Raw genomic sequence first — 13,231 nt, forward strand, 5'->3', positions numbered from 1 at the left:
AGACTAGAAAACATGATAAAAAAATAACGTGGAAGAAAGTAATTCTTTAAAAAATTTTGCAAATAATTTGCATCGAGAAAATCCTGATATAAAATTTTCATTTATCATTCAATGAAAAAATCAGAATTTTGTCGGCCACTCAAATTTATTTATTTTAAATAATTTAATATAATAATAGAAAAAACTATTTTTGGGAAATGGTTTCATGAATTACAATACAAGTAAACATTTAAAAATTTTTTCTATTTATCAAAATGATAAGAAATTAATCCTTGAAGATATATTAAAAACTAATTATGGAAGTATTTATGATTCTATGATCGAAGAAAATTATGTTTTAAATGTTGATAATTGTAATATTTTTAATGAAATAAGATTTAAGGAAAAAGTAGCTGGTTTTAGTACATATACCATTATAAATGATTCTCATCTGCTTTTAACAAACATTTATATATTACCTTCCTTTAGAGGAAATAAGTTATTTAATAAAGAATTATCACGTATTCTTGAAGAAGGTTATGTGATAAGTATTCATGAACCAAATAAAATAGTAGTTACTGCATTAGTTAATTATGGTTATGCTGAAAAAGTAAATGACACATTAGTTGTCAGTGCCATAAATTTTAATATTGATATAGAAAATATTGTTCCTAAGAATTCTCAACTAAATAGGGATGTTTTCCTAAATTTAACAAATTTATATGATTTGGATCTTTGTGCTTCATTACTTTTTAATATTGAAAATAATGAAACTTTTGAAGTGCATTATGCAATATCTGGGCATGAAAAAGAGAAAGTAACCTTAGAATCCAAGGATATTTTTAATAAAGATTATTTTGAAAATATAGTTAATATATTAACCAGGCGTGATCTTGAAATAGAAAGAAGATTATTGCTTTTAAGAGAAAATTTACCATCTGTTAATTTGGAAATTAAAGAATTGTTTTCATCGGATTTAGCAGATATCTTTATGGATTATGTAAATGAAGGTCTGGTAACACTTAATGAAATAAAAAAGATTAAACAACAATTATTCATAGATTTAACAAGAAGTACAATTCGTAAACAATCCATACCTCTACGTTTAAAGTATTTAGTTTCAAATCTTCATAATACTAAAGAAAAAGATGATTCTATTAAAAATCCATGTCCTTACTGTAATGAGGAATTGGATTATTCTCGTAGATACTGTGTAAGTTGTGGTTATGATATTTTTAACGATGTGAATGTAAAAAATAAAAATAAATATCTTTATCATGATGTTTTAACCGAAACATTATCTTATAAATATTCATTAAATAATATAATAGAGAAAAAAGATGAGTTTAATGAGGAGTACTTAATTTCATTAGCTATATGTTATATTATAGACAATTTGAATATAAAAAATTATTATTCAATTTTCAACATGGCTGCCGATAATTATAATATCTCGAATATTGATTTAAGGCAATTTATGTATAAAAAAGGTTATATTACGTATGATGTTTTAGAGTCTAGCTGGTCTGAAGAAGGACAGGAATTTAGTGTTTCAGAATTAAAAAACATATTGCTGAAAAATAATATAAAACAATCCGGTAATAAAACGGAACTGATAGAAAGAATAAAATCGAATATTTCCTTAACTAAAATAAAATCAAAAGTTCCTAAAATAACAGAATTAGGATTTCAGTTTAAAGAAGATTGTAAAACAATTTTGTATCATAATAAATATCTGAAAAATTATGTTTATGAAGAATTTGAGGAATTTTTTGCTAGTAGTGAAAAAACATCCATAAATGAGATAACACTTGATTTTTTAAACCAACATATAGAAAAAGCAATAAATTTAAAAAAACATAATCAACTGATTGATTCAATTAAGCTACAATCTCAATTATATTCAAATCTTCAGGATATTGAGGAGTTTTTACGTCTTGAATTAAAGTTATTCTTTATAAATCTTAACATGTTGTTCATAGATGATGTTTATTATGATTTTTATAATCCAATAGAGGAAAGTACATTTAATACTTTGAGAAAATTAAAATACGAATATGATTTTGAGGAGATGTTTTTTATAATTTCTTTGATTTATCAGGAATTTGATGAAAAATATCTACATTTAACATTGGATGAGTCCTCAGAAATATTAAAAAGTGTTCTAAATCAAAATAATTTAGATAATCTTAACTATAGAATCAAATATAATCATTATCCAAGTAAAATAGGCGGTTATTCTTCTTCAAATAAAAAGAAATCAATTAAAATATCGTCATTGGATAGTTATTTTTAATATGGGATATAGTTAAGTTTAAATATTTTCATGAGTAAATTATTTTTAATCAAGTATTGATGTGAATATATGGAAATAAGTGATATATTATAGATTCAATATTATATCCTACTAAAAGTATCAAATCATCATGGATTTTCATGGTTTCGGCTATATTTATGGGAATGCTTACAGTAGTTGCTTTTAATCTTGAATCATTTGAAATTTCAGCAAATAACTGGATTAAACTGCTATTGATTGCAGGTGTATTGTTAATTTCTTTAGTGTTGTTTTTATTAACACAGGGATATTCATTAGATATTCTAAAGGAAAGCATATATCAAAGCGGAAATACTCCCAATTTCAAATTTTCAAACCAATTAAAAAATTCGAGGAAGATACTGGTAGTAAATATATTTTATTTTATAGTACCAACATTATTGTCTTTCTTTTTAGGGGTTATTTTGCAATTATGGATCATGCCTATACTTGGATTAATCATATCAATAATATTCTTTTTAGCTACAACAATGGCTGAATGTAGATTAGCAAAAACTGGAAAATTAACAAATGCTTTAAACGTTTTTGGCACATTAAATGATATGCACACAATAGGTTTTGAAAAAGTACTATTAACCACTTTAACAGTTTTCAGCGTAATTATCATAAGTCTATTGGTTGTTTTAACCATCTTATGGTATTTGCATTCAAATGTAATAACATCCATAGTAATAAGTATCTTTGGAGTATATATGTTATTTTTCTCAAAAAGAGCTATGGGATTATTATATTCTGAAAGGTAAATCTTTAAATTCATTCTTTTTTTATTATTTTTTTTTTCAATGAGTATAATTATTAAATCTTTTTTTCAAATATATATTTATGAAGAAATTTTACATTTTTGATTTTGATGGAACATTAGTTAATACATTTTACGATTCTGTAATAGCATATAACAAAGCATTAAAACAGAATAATTTGCCAGAATATACTTATGAATCTCTTGATCAAATAGATTATTCTGATTTTATAAATAGCATGACAGAGGATATGCAAGTACTTAAATTATATTCTAAAATCTATGAAGAAAGTGAAAAAGAATATACATTGCCTTATGATGGAATTAACGAAGTTTTAAAAGAATTAATCAAACGAGGAAATGAAGTGGCAATATGTTCAAACCGTAGTCAGGAACAATTGGAGTATTATACAGAAAAACTATTTCCGGAAATCAATTTTAAATATGTTATTGGTTATACTCCTGAAGGTGGATTTAAACCAAATCCGGAAGTAATGAATAGAATCTTAAATAATGTAAACTATAAAAAAGGAGAAATAGTCTATATCGGTGATAAAAAAACAGATATTGTAACTGCACAAAATGTGGAATTGGATGTGATAATAGTCACATGGGGTCAGGGTGATGAAGAAGCCTATTATGATAATTATCCAATAAAAATTATTGACAACGTAAAAGAATTATTGGACTTTTAAAAATTTTAATTAATCTAATTAAGTTCTTATATCATATATATTATTATGTTTAGAAAAATGAGAAGAATTAAACAACAATTGTCTGATAATGAGTGTATTCAAATATTACGGGATGAATCAAGAGGTATCTTATCAGTTTTAGGTGATGATGATTATCCATACGGAATTCCTTTAAATTATGTTTATACCAATGAAAAAATAATATTTCATTCAGCATTAGAAGGACACATGTATGATTCAGTTAAAAAACATGAAAAAGTATCATTTTGTGTAATAAATAAGGGTGAAAAGGTTGAAAACCAATGGTGGTACATATTTAAGAGTGTAATCCTCTTTGGAAAAATTAAAGAAATTACAGATGAAAATGAAAGAAAAAATAAGCTAAGAATATTAGGAAACAAATATTTTCCATCAGAAGACTACACTGAAGATGAGATTACTAAGGCATTTGAACGTACACTTGTGCTTGAAATGAGTATTGAACATATGACTGGAAAAATTGTGACTGAAAAGTGATAATATGTTAAATAAGAAATTAGGTAATGATTGGGATAAATTTATCGAAAGAGAACAAAATACATTATATTTTCAAAAAATGGATGTTTTTCTAGAGAAAGAATATGAAAACAAAATTATATATCCACATGCAGAAGATATATTCAACGCATTTAAGTACACTCCCTTATCTCATATTAAAGTAGTGATATTGGGACAGGATCCTTACCATGAACCTAACCAGGCACACGGATTGGCATTTTCCACACCCGAAGGAAATCCGATACCTAGATCATTATCCAATATTTTTAAGGAAATTAATCAGGAATATTCTTATGAAATTCCTGAAAATGGTAGTCTGGAAAAATGGGCTAAACAGGGCGTCTTTCTATTAAATACTGTTTTAACAGTAGAAGAATCTAATGCAAATTCTCATAGCGATTGTGGTTGGCAAAAATTCACGGATAACGTAATTAAAGAAATCAATAAACAAGATCAGCCTATAGTATTTATGTTATGGGGTAAACAGGCAGAAAAAAAGAAAGAATTGTTAAACAATCCCAATCATTTGGTTTTGATAACATCTCATCCTAGTCCATTCTCTGCAAGGCGCGGCTTTTTCGGATGTAATCATTTTAAACAAGCAAATACTTTTTTAAAAGAGAATAATGTTGAAGAAATAGATTGGAAATTATGAAGTTGGTATTATGAAGTATGTAAAATTAGGAAATTCAAATTTAAGTGTCAGTAAAGTATGTATGGGATGTATGGGTTTTGGAGATCCAAATAATGGTATGCATTCCTGGACTTTACCTGAAAAGGAATCAAAAGAAATAATTAAATATGGATTGGATAATGGAATAAATTTCTTCGATACTGCAATTGGTTATCAAAATGGAACTAGTGAACAGTATTTGGGAAAAACTATTAATGAATATGCAGAAAGGGATGATATTGTTATAGCAACAAAGTTTTTACCTAGAACTGAAGAAGAAATTAAAAACAATATTTCTGGTCAGGAACATATTAAACAGATGGCAAATAAGAGTTTAGAAAATTTAGGTCTTGATTATATTGATTTGTACATATACCATATGTGGGACTTTAACACGCCAATATATGATGTATTGGATGGATTAAATCAATTAGTTGAAGATGGTTTGGTAAAGTATATTGGTATTTCTAACTGTTTTGCATGGCAATTAGTTAAATCCAATATGATTGCAAAACAGGAAGGATTTAAAGAATTTGTTTCAGTACAAGGTCATTATAATCTTATTTTCCGTGAAGAAGAACGGGAAATGTTACCTTTATGTTTGGAAGATAACATTGCACTTACTCCATATAGTTCTCTTGCATCAGGTAGGCTATCAAGATTACCTACTGCTGAATCCAAGCGATTAAAAGAAGATGCATATGCTAAAATAAAATATGATTCTACAAGTACGCAGGATAATCTGATTATTGAACGTGTAAATGAATTAGCTAGTAATTATAATGTATCTATGACAGAAGTTGCACTTAGTTGGTTGGAAACAAAGGTTACTTCTCCAATAGTGGGAGCAACAAAAAAACACCATGTGGATGGTGCAGTAAATAGTGTAGATTTAAAATTGACAGATGATGATTTGAGTTATCTGGAAGAATTATATGTACCTCATGAATTAGTTGGAGTTATGGCTGATAATAATAAAAAATTAAATGAAAATGAGAAAGTTTGGATGAAAAATACAAAAAATAGGATTTAGAAAGTTAAAAATCTAATTCTAAAGTAACAGGGCAATGATCAGAACCATAAACCTGGTTGAGAATTGTAGCTGATTTAACTTTATCTTTCATTTCTTCGTTAACATAGAAATAATCTAATCTCCAACCAGCATTTCTATCTCTTGCTTTAGTTCTATAACTCCACCAGGTAAAGTTATTTTCTCCTTCATCAAATAATCTAAACGTGTCAATAAAACCAGCTTCTTCCAATCTATCCAACCAATCTCTTTCTTCTGGTAAATAACCAGATTTTCCCTCACAATTTGCAGGATTATAAACGTCAATTGGATGATGAGCAATATTATAATCTCCTGTAATTACAACATTTTTTCCATTATTTTTTAAGTCAACAACTATATCAAGTAATGCATCACAGAAATCCACTTTATAGTCTAATCTTTTAGCTTCCATTCCACTATTTGGGAAATAAATATTGAATAATGTGAAATCAGAGTATTCTATTTGTAATACCCGTCCTTCTTTATCTAGTTCTTCAATACCTAAACCCTTTTTAATTCCACAAGCTTCAATTTTTGAAAAAGTACCCACACCGCTATAACCTTTCTTTTCAGCTTCATTAAAATGATGAGTAAAATTTTCAACTTTCAACAGTTTTTTTGGGATTTGTTTTAATTCAGCTCTTACTTCCTGAAAATTAATTATATCTGCTTCTGTATTTTCAAACCAGTTCCAAAATTCTTCTTTTTTGCTTACAGCCCTAATTCCATTTACATTCCATGATACTAGTTTTATAGACATATGGTTATTCCTTCTTTCAATTTTATTAATTATTAATATATCTATCTAAGAATTTATCTTTTTTTATCCAAATATTATACATTTTTATAGATTTTAATATTTTTTTAATATTTTTTATTATTATTCATGTGTTTAAAAATGAAATAAATAAATATATAAAGTTATAAACTATTAATTAGATAGATTAGTTTTTCTATTCTATTGAAAAAATTTATATATAAATTATATGGTGTTTTTTAAATGAAAAAAATAGGAATTTTAGTAGGAGTATTAGTACTCGCTCTTGCATTAGTTGCCGGAGTTAGTGCTGATGAATCTGCAGCAAATGACGACACTACTTTAATTGTTGGATTCGATGCAGAATTCCCTCCTTACGGATACAAAGCAGAAAATGGATCCTATACAGGATTTGATTTAGAATTAGCACAAGAAGTATGTAAAAGAAACAATTGGACTTTTAAAGCTCAACCAATCGATTGGGATGCTAAAGACAGTGAATTAAGTTCAGGAACCATTGACTGTATTTGGAATGGATTCAGTATAACTGATGATAGAAAAGATAAATACACATGGTCAAAACCATACATTGACAACAAACAAGTAGTTGTTGTAAAATCTGATTCTGGAATAAACAGTCTTGCAGATTTAAAAGATAAACAAGTTGAAACTCAAAAAGATTCATCAGCATTAAGTGCACTTCAAGGTGACAACAAAACAATTGCTGACACATTCAAAAATTTAGTACAAATTGCAGATTATAACACAGCATTTAATGATTTAGCATCTGGTGCTTGTGATGCAGTAGCTATGGATTACAATACAGCAAAATACCAAGTTAAAGAACATGGTGCAGATACTTACAAAATCTTAGATGAAAACATTACTTCTGAAGATTATGGTATTGGATTTAAATTAGGTAATGATGATTTAAAAGATAAAGTACAAGCTACTTTAGATGAAATGCAAAAAGATGGAACTATCGCAAAAATAGCACAAAATTATGCTGATTATGGAGTTCCTGAATCATTAATTACAGAATAATTTTTTTTGTAAAATAAAGGCGAATAATATATGATACTAAGTACAGTTATATCACAACTATGTGAAGGGATGGTAACTTCAATAGAGATATTCTTACTTACTTTATTATTCTCCATTCCTCTAGGATTAGTCATTGCTGGAGGAAGGATGAGTAAATTTAAACCTCTACAATGGTTAATGAAAATATATATTTCAATCATGAGAGGTACTCCATTGATGCTACAGTTAATTGTAGTGTTCTTTGGACCTTACTATATTTTTGGAATGACTTTATCACCCGAGTATAGGATGGTAGCAGTTATTATTGCTTTTTCAATTAACTATGCAGCATATTTTGCTGAGATATTTAGGGGTGGAATTGAATCAATTCCTAAAGGTCAGTACGAAGCAGCCCAAGTTTTAGGGTACAATAAAATTGAAACATTTTTTATAATCATTTTACCTCAAGTTATAAAAATTGTATTACCTTCAATTACAAATGAAGTTATTACACTTGTAAAAGATACATCCTTATCCTTTGTAATAGCAATTCCTGAAATGTTTACTGTTGCAAAACAAATTGCAGCAGCTGATGCATCAATCAGCGCATTGTTAGTAGCAGGTGTGTTCTATTATGTATTCAACGTATTTGTTGCATTTGTAATGGAACGTTTCGAGAAACGTTTAAGTTACTATGATTAGGAGGAATATCATGAGTTTATTAGAAATAAAAAATCTTAAAAAAAGTTTCGGCGATAATGAGGTTTTAAAAGATATTTCTCTTGAAGTTAATAAAGGTGAAGTATTATGTATAATCGGACCTTCTGGTTCCGGTAAATCTACACTTTTAAGATGTATAACAGAGCTCGAAACTTATGATAGTGGTGAAATAATTTTTGATGGAACTTTTGGATTAGTATTCCAAAATTTTAACTTATTCCCACATCATTCAGTAATGAAAAACATTACTCATGCGCCATTGAAGGTTCAAAAAAGAGAAAAAAATGAGGTTTACGAAGAAGCTAGAAATTTACTTAAGAAAATGGATTTGGCAGATAAAGAAGATGCTTATCCTTGTGAATTATCTGGTGGACAGCAGCAAAGGGTTTCAATCGCTAGGGCATTAGCAATGAATCCTGATATTTTATTCTTTGATGAACCTACTTCAGCATTAGATCCTGAATTAACCGGTGAAATTTTAAAAGTAATTAAGGATTTGGCAGCTGAACATATGACAATGGTTATCGTTACACACGAAATGACATTTGCTCGTAATGTTGCAGATAATATTATTTTCATGGATGATGGATATATAGTAGAACAAGGAACACCTGATGAAGTATTCTCTTCATCAAATGAAAGAATGAAATCATTCTTAGGAAAATTCTACGATTAATTTTCACAAGATTATACTTGTGAAATCTCTCTTTTTTTATTTTTTTTATTTTTTTGCTTTTTAACAAATTATATATATAATATTACGTAATAACTAATTCTTATATAAGGAATGATATAAATGACAAAAAAGTTAATAGCTTATTTTTCTGCAAGTGGAGTAACCAAACGAGTTGCAGAAAATTTAAATACTGTAATTGATTCTGATATTTTTGAAATAGAACCAAAAGAAAAATATACTTCAGCAGATTTGAACTGGAATGACAAAAACAGCCGTTCATCAATAGAAATGAATGATAAATCATCAAGACCTGAAATAAAAAATAAAATAGATGTAAGTAACTATGATACTATAATCATAGGTTTTCCAGTATGGTGGTATACTGCTCCTACAATAATAAATACATTTATTGAAGAGAATAACATAAATAGTAAAGATATGTATGTATTTGTAACCAGTGGTGGTTCTGGAGTTAATGATTCATTCAATAATCTTAAAAATGCTTATCCTGAAAATAATTGGAAAAAAGGTATTAGGTTACGGGGTAATGAATCTGAAAGTATTCTAAAAGAATGGCTGGATGAATAATACTTTTGAGGTATTTGTATGAAAAAAGTTAAAATTACAGTTATTCGAAAGGCAAGATATGATGATTTAATAGAAAAATATGAAAATCCGATAGAACATGCATGTGACATGGAAGAAGGAACAGTATATATAGCCAATGGATGGGAAAAACCCGATAACTTCTGTGATAGTGCATGGGAAACAATTTCTCCATTTGTTATGACTTTGGCACATGGTGGTGAAGATATCTATGATGGGTGGATGAAAAATAAAAAATCCGCAATGATATCTTGTAATGATGGTTTCAGACCAGTTAGTTTTTATATTGAAGCTCTTGAAGAAGAGGTATAATAACCTTTTTTATCTTTTTTTAGTCGTTAAACACATTAAATATATTTTACAGATATGATATTATGAATCAAACAAATAAATTAGTTAACAAAATTAAAGATTTAGAAATTGAACAATCAAATAACGAAAGTAAAGATGAAATTTCTGATGTTTCTAAAAGTCACTTAACTGAAGAAAATCTCGATGAATACTTAGAAAAAGTTGAAACGGATGAACATTCAAAAGAACTATTAGAGAAATATTTAGCTAAAAAATCTAAAAAATAGATTTACTATTAATTTTATATGTGTGGGGATTGATTATGAAATATGACTTTGATACAATTATAAATAGAAGAAATACTAATTCACATAAATGGGATTATCAAGATACACAATTACCGATGTGGTTAGGTGATATGGATTTTAAGACTGCACCTGAAATAATTCAGGAATTAGATAAAAGAGTTCAGCACGGAATATTCGGATATGCATTAATCCCTGATGATTTTTTTCAAGCTTATATAAATTGGTGGGATAGAAGACATGATTTTAAAATGGAAAAAGAGGAATTGCTATTTTCAATAGGAGTAATGCCATCTATTGCCAGTATTATCAGAGAATTAACTAAAGAAAATGAATCCATACTCCTACAAACACCAGTATATAATTATTTTTTCAAAGTAATTCAAAACAATAATCGGAAAGTAATAGAAAATGAACTAATATATGATGGAATCAATTATTCAATTGATTTTAAAGACTTGGAAGAAAAATTATCTAATCAAAACACCACCATGATGATTCTTTGTAATCCCCACAATCCTATTGGAAAAATATGGAATAAAGAAGAACTTGAAAGAATTGCACATTTATGTAAAAAATATGATGTTTTTTTAATATCAGATGAAATTCATTGTGATTTGGTAAATCCGGGTAATTGTTACACTCCTGTAGAAAATACGGTTAATGAAAAAGATCATATTATAACTTGTTTAGCACCTACAAAAACATTTAACATAGCAGGAATTCAAAGTTCTGTTGTTCATATCAATGATAAAGAGTTATATGAACGAATACAATCCAGATTGGACTTTGAATATTCATCACAAGTTAATGTATTTACCATAGTTGCAACAATTACAGCTTTTAATGAATGTGAAGAATGGGTAAATCAATTAAATGAATATATCTATCAAAATAAACTAATAGTCGATGAATTTTTAAAGAAAGAATTGTCTATTGTTAAATTGGTTCCTTCTGAAGCTACATATTTTTTATGGTTGGATTGTAGTGAAATTAAAATGCCATCCAAGCAATTAAATGAATACATTAATGAAACAGCTGGTTTATTTATGGTACCTGGAGTATACTTTGGTGAAAATGGGGATAATTTCCTAAGACTTAACATAGCATGTCCAAAAGATACTTTGTTAGATGGATTAAACAGACTTAAAAAAGCAATAAACAGTTTAAATAAATGAAATTCTTGAGAAGTACTTAAAAAAGTAGAAACTTATTAATATTCACTAAACATTTTATAAAATACTAAAAAATATAAACACCTTTCTTTTTTTATTCTTTTTTTTTTGAATTTATTTTGGGGAATAAATATGAAATATGATTTTGATACAATTATAGATAGAAAAAATACTAGTTCACTAAAATGGGATTATTTCGATACACAATTACCTATGTGGGTAGCAGATATGGATTTTAAAGTTGCACCTGAGATAATTGAAGCATTGACAAAAAGAGTTCAACATGGAATTTTTGGTTATGCGGTGATTCCAGACGAATATTTTAATTCTTATATAAATTGGTGGAAAAATAGACATGATTTTAAAATGAAAAAGGAAAATTTACTTTTTTCCGTTGGGGTAATGCCATCAATATCCAGCATCATAAGAGCACTCACTGAAGAAAATGATTGCGTACTCATACAAACACCAGTTTATCATATATTTTTCAAGGTGATATTCGATAACAATAGAAAAGTTGTTGAAAATAAACTTCTTTATGATGGAGAAAGATATTCAATAGATTTTGCTGACTTGGAAGAGAAATTATCTAATGATAAAGTTACTATGATGTTACTTTGTAATCCTCATAACCAGTAGGAAAAACATGGAATAAAGAAGAATTAGAAGAAATCGCATCATTATGTGAAAAATATGATGTTATATTAATTTCAGATGAAATTCATTGTGATTTGGTAGATCCTGGAAATGACTATATAGCTTTGGAGAGTATAGTAACTGATTACGATAAAATCATCACCTGTTTGGCACCTACAAAGACTTTTAACATAGCAGGCATACAAAGTTCAGTGATACATATTAAAAACAGACAAATGTATGAAAAAATTAGGAATAGATTGGAGATAGATGATTCATCACATATAAATGTATTTTCTATAGTTGCTACAATCTCTGCTTTCAATGAGTGTGAAGAATGGTTAAATCAGTTGAATGAATACATTTATCAAAACAAATTATTGGTTGATGATTTTTTGAAAAAAGAATTGCCAATAGTTAAATTGGTTTCCTCAGATGCCACTTATTTGTTATGGTTAGATTGTAGTAAAATGAAATTAAAATCCAAAGAATTAGTAGAATATATTAATAAAACGAGCGGTTTACTTTTATCACCCGGTGTACAGTTTGGTGAAAATGGTGATAATTTCCTAAGACTTAACATAGCTTGTCCTAGAGAAATGCTTCTTGATGGATTAAACAGATTTAAAGAAGCAATAAACAATATTAAGTATTAATATATTTTTTTTTACATAAAATTTGTTATGGATTTAAATCTGCTTTTAATGAATTGTGTATTTCCAAATTTTTACACTACGAAGGGAAATAGTTTAATTCAGATACAAGTCAATTCTTCACAAAAAAATAATTATCTCATATCCCATCATAATTGATGTGAATAAGAAAACCTGATGTAAAAACAACAAATTGTTAAAAATCCTAAAAAATAAAAAAATAGATGGGGGGAGAAGTGTTATTTTTTTATGCTTTTTTTAGTACTGTGAATGTTGTACTGGTTTCGAAAGCATTATATTTGGCACTTCCGCTGTAACCTATTGTTACGTTGTTTACGCCTTCTTTGGTAGTTGTTACTGATAAGGTGTATTTTCCTGTG

General features: G+C 27.6%; 15 protein-coding genes and 1 pseudogene. 14 read left to right on the plus strand and 2 right to left on the minus strand.

Going from position 1 to position 13,231, the window contains the following annotated elements; all coding sequences use genetic code 11:
- Window positions 1-205 precede the first annotated feature (205 nt).
- Entirely contained in the window at window positions 206-2,275 is a 2,070-nt protein-coding gene (locus QZZ11_RS02310) for an SAP domain-containing protein (protein WP_292473212.1), read from the plus strand.
- 49 nt (window positions 2,276-2,324) lie between these two features.
- On the opposite strand, the gene QZZ11_RS02315 is transcribed toward QZZ11_RS02310, so the two are convergent.
- The gene (locus QZZ11_RS02315) at window positions 2,325-2,591 is read right to left on the minus strand and encodes a hypothetical protein (RefSeq protein ID WP_292473239.1); all 267 of its coding nucleotides are present in this window, start codon (window positions 2,589-2,591) and stop codon (window positions 2,325-2,327) included.
- On the opposite strand from QZZ11_RS02315, the gene QZZ11_RS02320 reads away from it, so the two are divergent.
- From QZZ11_RS02320 to QZZ11_RS02340, 5 genes are all read left to right on the plus strand, one after another.
- Window positions 2,539-3,057: a DUF4013 domain-containing protein gene (locus QZZ11_RS02320; RefSeq protein WP_292473238.1), complete on the plus strand. Its 519-nt coding sequence runs from the start codon at window positions 2,539-2,541 to the stop codon at window positions 3,055-3,057. The two genes, QZZ11_RS02315 and QZZ11_RS02320, sit on opposite strands and share 53 nt — an antisense overlap.
- Window positions 3,058-3,136: 79 nt before the next feature.
- Entirely contained in the window at window positions 3,137-3,748 is a 612-nt protein-coding gene (locus QZZ11_RS02325) for an HAD family hydrolase (RefSeq protein WP_292473214.1), read from the plus strand.
- A gap of 45 nt (window positions 3,749-3,793) precedes the next feature.
- Window positions 3,794-4,264 (plus strand): pyridoxamine 5'-phosphate oxidase family protein, encoded by a 471-nt coding sequence (locus QZZ11_RS02330; RefSeq protein ID WP_292473216.1) that lies wholly within the window; start codon window positions 3,794-3,796, stop codon window positions 4,262-4,264.
- Window positions 4,265-4,268: 4 nt separating this feature from the next.
- Window positions 4,269-4,940, plus strand: a complete 672-nt coding sequence (locus tag QZZ11_RS02335; RefSeq protein WP_292473218.1) for a uracil-DNA glycosylase — start codon at window positions 4,269-4,271, stop codon at window positions 4,938-4,940.
- Between the two features lie 10 nt (window positions 4,941-4,950).
- Window positions 4,951-5,991 carry an aldo/keto reductase gene (locus QZZ11_RS02340; RefSeq protein WP_292473221.1) on the plus strand — a complete coding sequence of 347 codons (1,041 nt, stop codon included), beginning with the start codon at window positions 4,951-4,953 and terminating at the stop codon, window positions 5,989-5,991.
- A gap of 4 nt (window positions 5,992-5,995) precedes the next feature.
- Here the strand turns inward: QZZ11_RS02340 and QZZ11_RS02345 are convergent, their stop codons facing one another.
- Window positions 5,996-6,769: an exodeoxyribonuclease III gene (locus QZZ11_RS02345; RefSeq protein WP_292473223.1), complete on the minus strand. Its 774-nt coding sequence runs from the start codon at window positions 6,767-6,769 to the stop codon at window positions 5,996-5,998.
- 240 nt (window positions 6,770-7,009) lie between these two features.
- Between QZZ11_RS02345 and QZZ11_RS02350 the strand changes: the two genes are divergently transcribed.
- The 8 genes and pseudogenes from QZZ11_RS02350 (at window position 7,010) to QZZ11_RS02385 (ending at window position 12,854) form a co-directional block, all read left to right on the plus strand.
- Window positions 7,010-7,810 (plus strand): amino acid ABC transporter substrate-binding protein, encoded by an 801-nt coding sequence (locus QZZ11_RS02350; protein WP_292473224.1) that lies wholly within the window; start codon window positions 7,010-7,012, stop codon window positions 7,808-7,810.
- Between the two features lie 30 nt (window positions 7,811-7,840).
- Window positions 7,841-8,491 (plus strand): amino acid ABC transporter permease, encoded by a 651-nt coding sequence (locus QZZ11_RS02355; RefSeq protein ID WP_292473226.1) that lies wholly within the window; start codon window positions 7,841-7,843, stop codon window positions 8,489-8,491.
- 10 nt (window positions 8,492-8,501) lie between these two features.
- On the plus strand, window positions 8,502-9,185 hold the full coding sequence (locus QZZ11_RS02360; RefSeq protein ID WP_292473228.1) for an amino acid ABC transporter ATP-binding protein: 684 nt from the start codon (window positions 8,502-8,504) through the stop codon (window positions 9,183-9,185).
- A gap of 120 nt (window positions 9,186-9,305) precedes the next feature.
- Window positions 9,306-9,773: a flavodoxin gene (locus tag QZZ11_RS02365; RefSeq protein ID WP_292473230.1), complete on the plus strand. Its 468-nt coding sequence runs from the start codon at window positions 9,306-9,308 to the stop codon at window positions 9,771-9,773.
- 18 nt (window positions 9,774-9,791) lie between these two features.
- Window positions 9,792-10,103 (plus strand): TIGR04076 family protein, encoded by a 312-nt coding sequence (locus QZZ11_RS02370; RefSeq protein ID WP_292473232.1) that lies wholly within the window; start codon window positions 9,792-9,794, stop codon window positions 10,101-10,103.
- A gap of 62 nt (window positions 10,104-10,165) precedes the next feature.
- Entirely contained in the window at window positions 10,166-10,369 is a 204-nt protein-coding gene (locus tag QZZ11_RS02375) for a hypothetical protein (protein ID WP_292473234.1), read from the plus strand.
- A gap of 35 nt (window positions 10,370-10,404) precedes the next feature.
- Entirely contained in the window at window positions 10,405-11,565 is a 1,161-nt protein-coding gene (locus QZZ11_RS02380) for a MalY/PatB family protein (RefSeq protein ID WP_292473236.1), read from the plus strand.
- Window positions 11,566-11,790: 225 nt separating this feature from the next.
- A pseudogene (locus QZZ11_RS02385) lies at window positions 11,791-12,854 on the plus strand (MalY/PatB family protein).
- Window positions 12,855-13,231 lie beyond the last annotated feature (377 nt).

The organism is Methanosphaera sp., assembly GCF_016282985.1.
GTDB lineage: Archaea > Methanobacteriota > Methanobacteria > Methanobacteriales > Methanobacteriaceae > Methanosphaera.

What these genes read in the sequence shown, in the direction of transcription:
- QZZ11_RS02310 (WP_292473212.1), top strand. Translation starts at nt 206, where the DNA reads ATGAATTACAATACAAGTAAACATTTAAAAATTTTTTCTATTTATCAA.
- QZZ11_RS02315 (WP_292473239.1), bottom strand. Translation starts at nt 2,591, where the DNA reads ATGCTTTCCTTTAGAATATCTAATGAATATCCCTGTGTTAATAAAAAC.
- QZZ11_RS02325 (WP_292473214.1), top strand. Translation starts at nt 3,137, where the DNA reads ATGAAGAAATTTTACATTTTTGATTTTGATGGAACATTAGTTAATACA.
- QZZ11_RS02330 (WP_292473216.1), top strand. Translation starts at nt 3,794, where the DNA reads ATGTTTAGAAAAATGAGAAGAATTAAACAACAATTGTCTGATAATGAG.
- QZZ11_RS02335 (WP_292473218.1), top strand. Translation starts at nt 4,269, where the DNA reads ATGTTAAATAAGAAATTAGGTAATGATTGGGATAAATTTATCGAAAGA.
- QZZ11_RS02340 (WP_292473221.1), top strand. Translation starts at nt 4,951, where the DNA reads ATGAAGTATGTAAAATTAGGAAATTCAAATTTAAGTGTCAGTAAAGTA.
- QZZ11_RS02345 (WP_292473223.1), bottom strand. Translation starts at nt 6,769, where the DNA reads ATGTCTATAAAACTAGTATCATGGAATGTAAATGGAATTAGGGCTGTA.
- QZZ11_RS02350 (WP_292473224.1), top strand. Translation starts at nt 7,010, where the DNA reads ATGAAAAAAATAGGAATTTTAGTAGGAGTATTAGTACTCGCTCTTGCA.
- QZZ11_RS02355 (WP_292473226.1), top strand. Translation starts at nt 7,841, where the DNA reads ATGATACTAAGTACAGTTATATCACAACTATGTGAAGGGATGGTAACT.
- QZZ11_RS02360 (WP_292473228.1), top strand. Translation starts at nt 8,502, where the DNA reads ATGAGTTTATTAGAAATAAAAAATCTTAAAAAAAGTTTCGGCGATAAT.
- QZZ11_RS02365 (WP_292473230.1), top strand. Translation starts at nt 9,306, where the DNA reads ATGACAAAAAAGTTAATAGCTTATTTTTCTGCAAGTGGAGTAACCAAA.
- QZZ11_RS02370 (WP_292473232.1), top strand. Translation starts at nt 9,792, where the DNA reads ATGAAAAAAGTTAAAATTACAGTTATTCGAAAGGCAAGATATGATGAT.
- QZZ11_RS02375 (WP_292473234.1), top strand. Translation starts at nt 10,166, where the DNA reads ATGAATCAAACAAATAAATTAGTTAACAAAATTAAAGATTTAGAAATT.
- QZZ11_RS02380 (WP_292473236.1), top strand. Translation starts at nt 10,405, where the DNA reads ATGAAATATGACTTTGATACAATTATAAATAGAAGAAATACTAATTCA.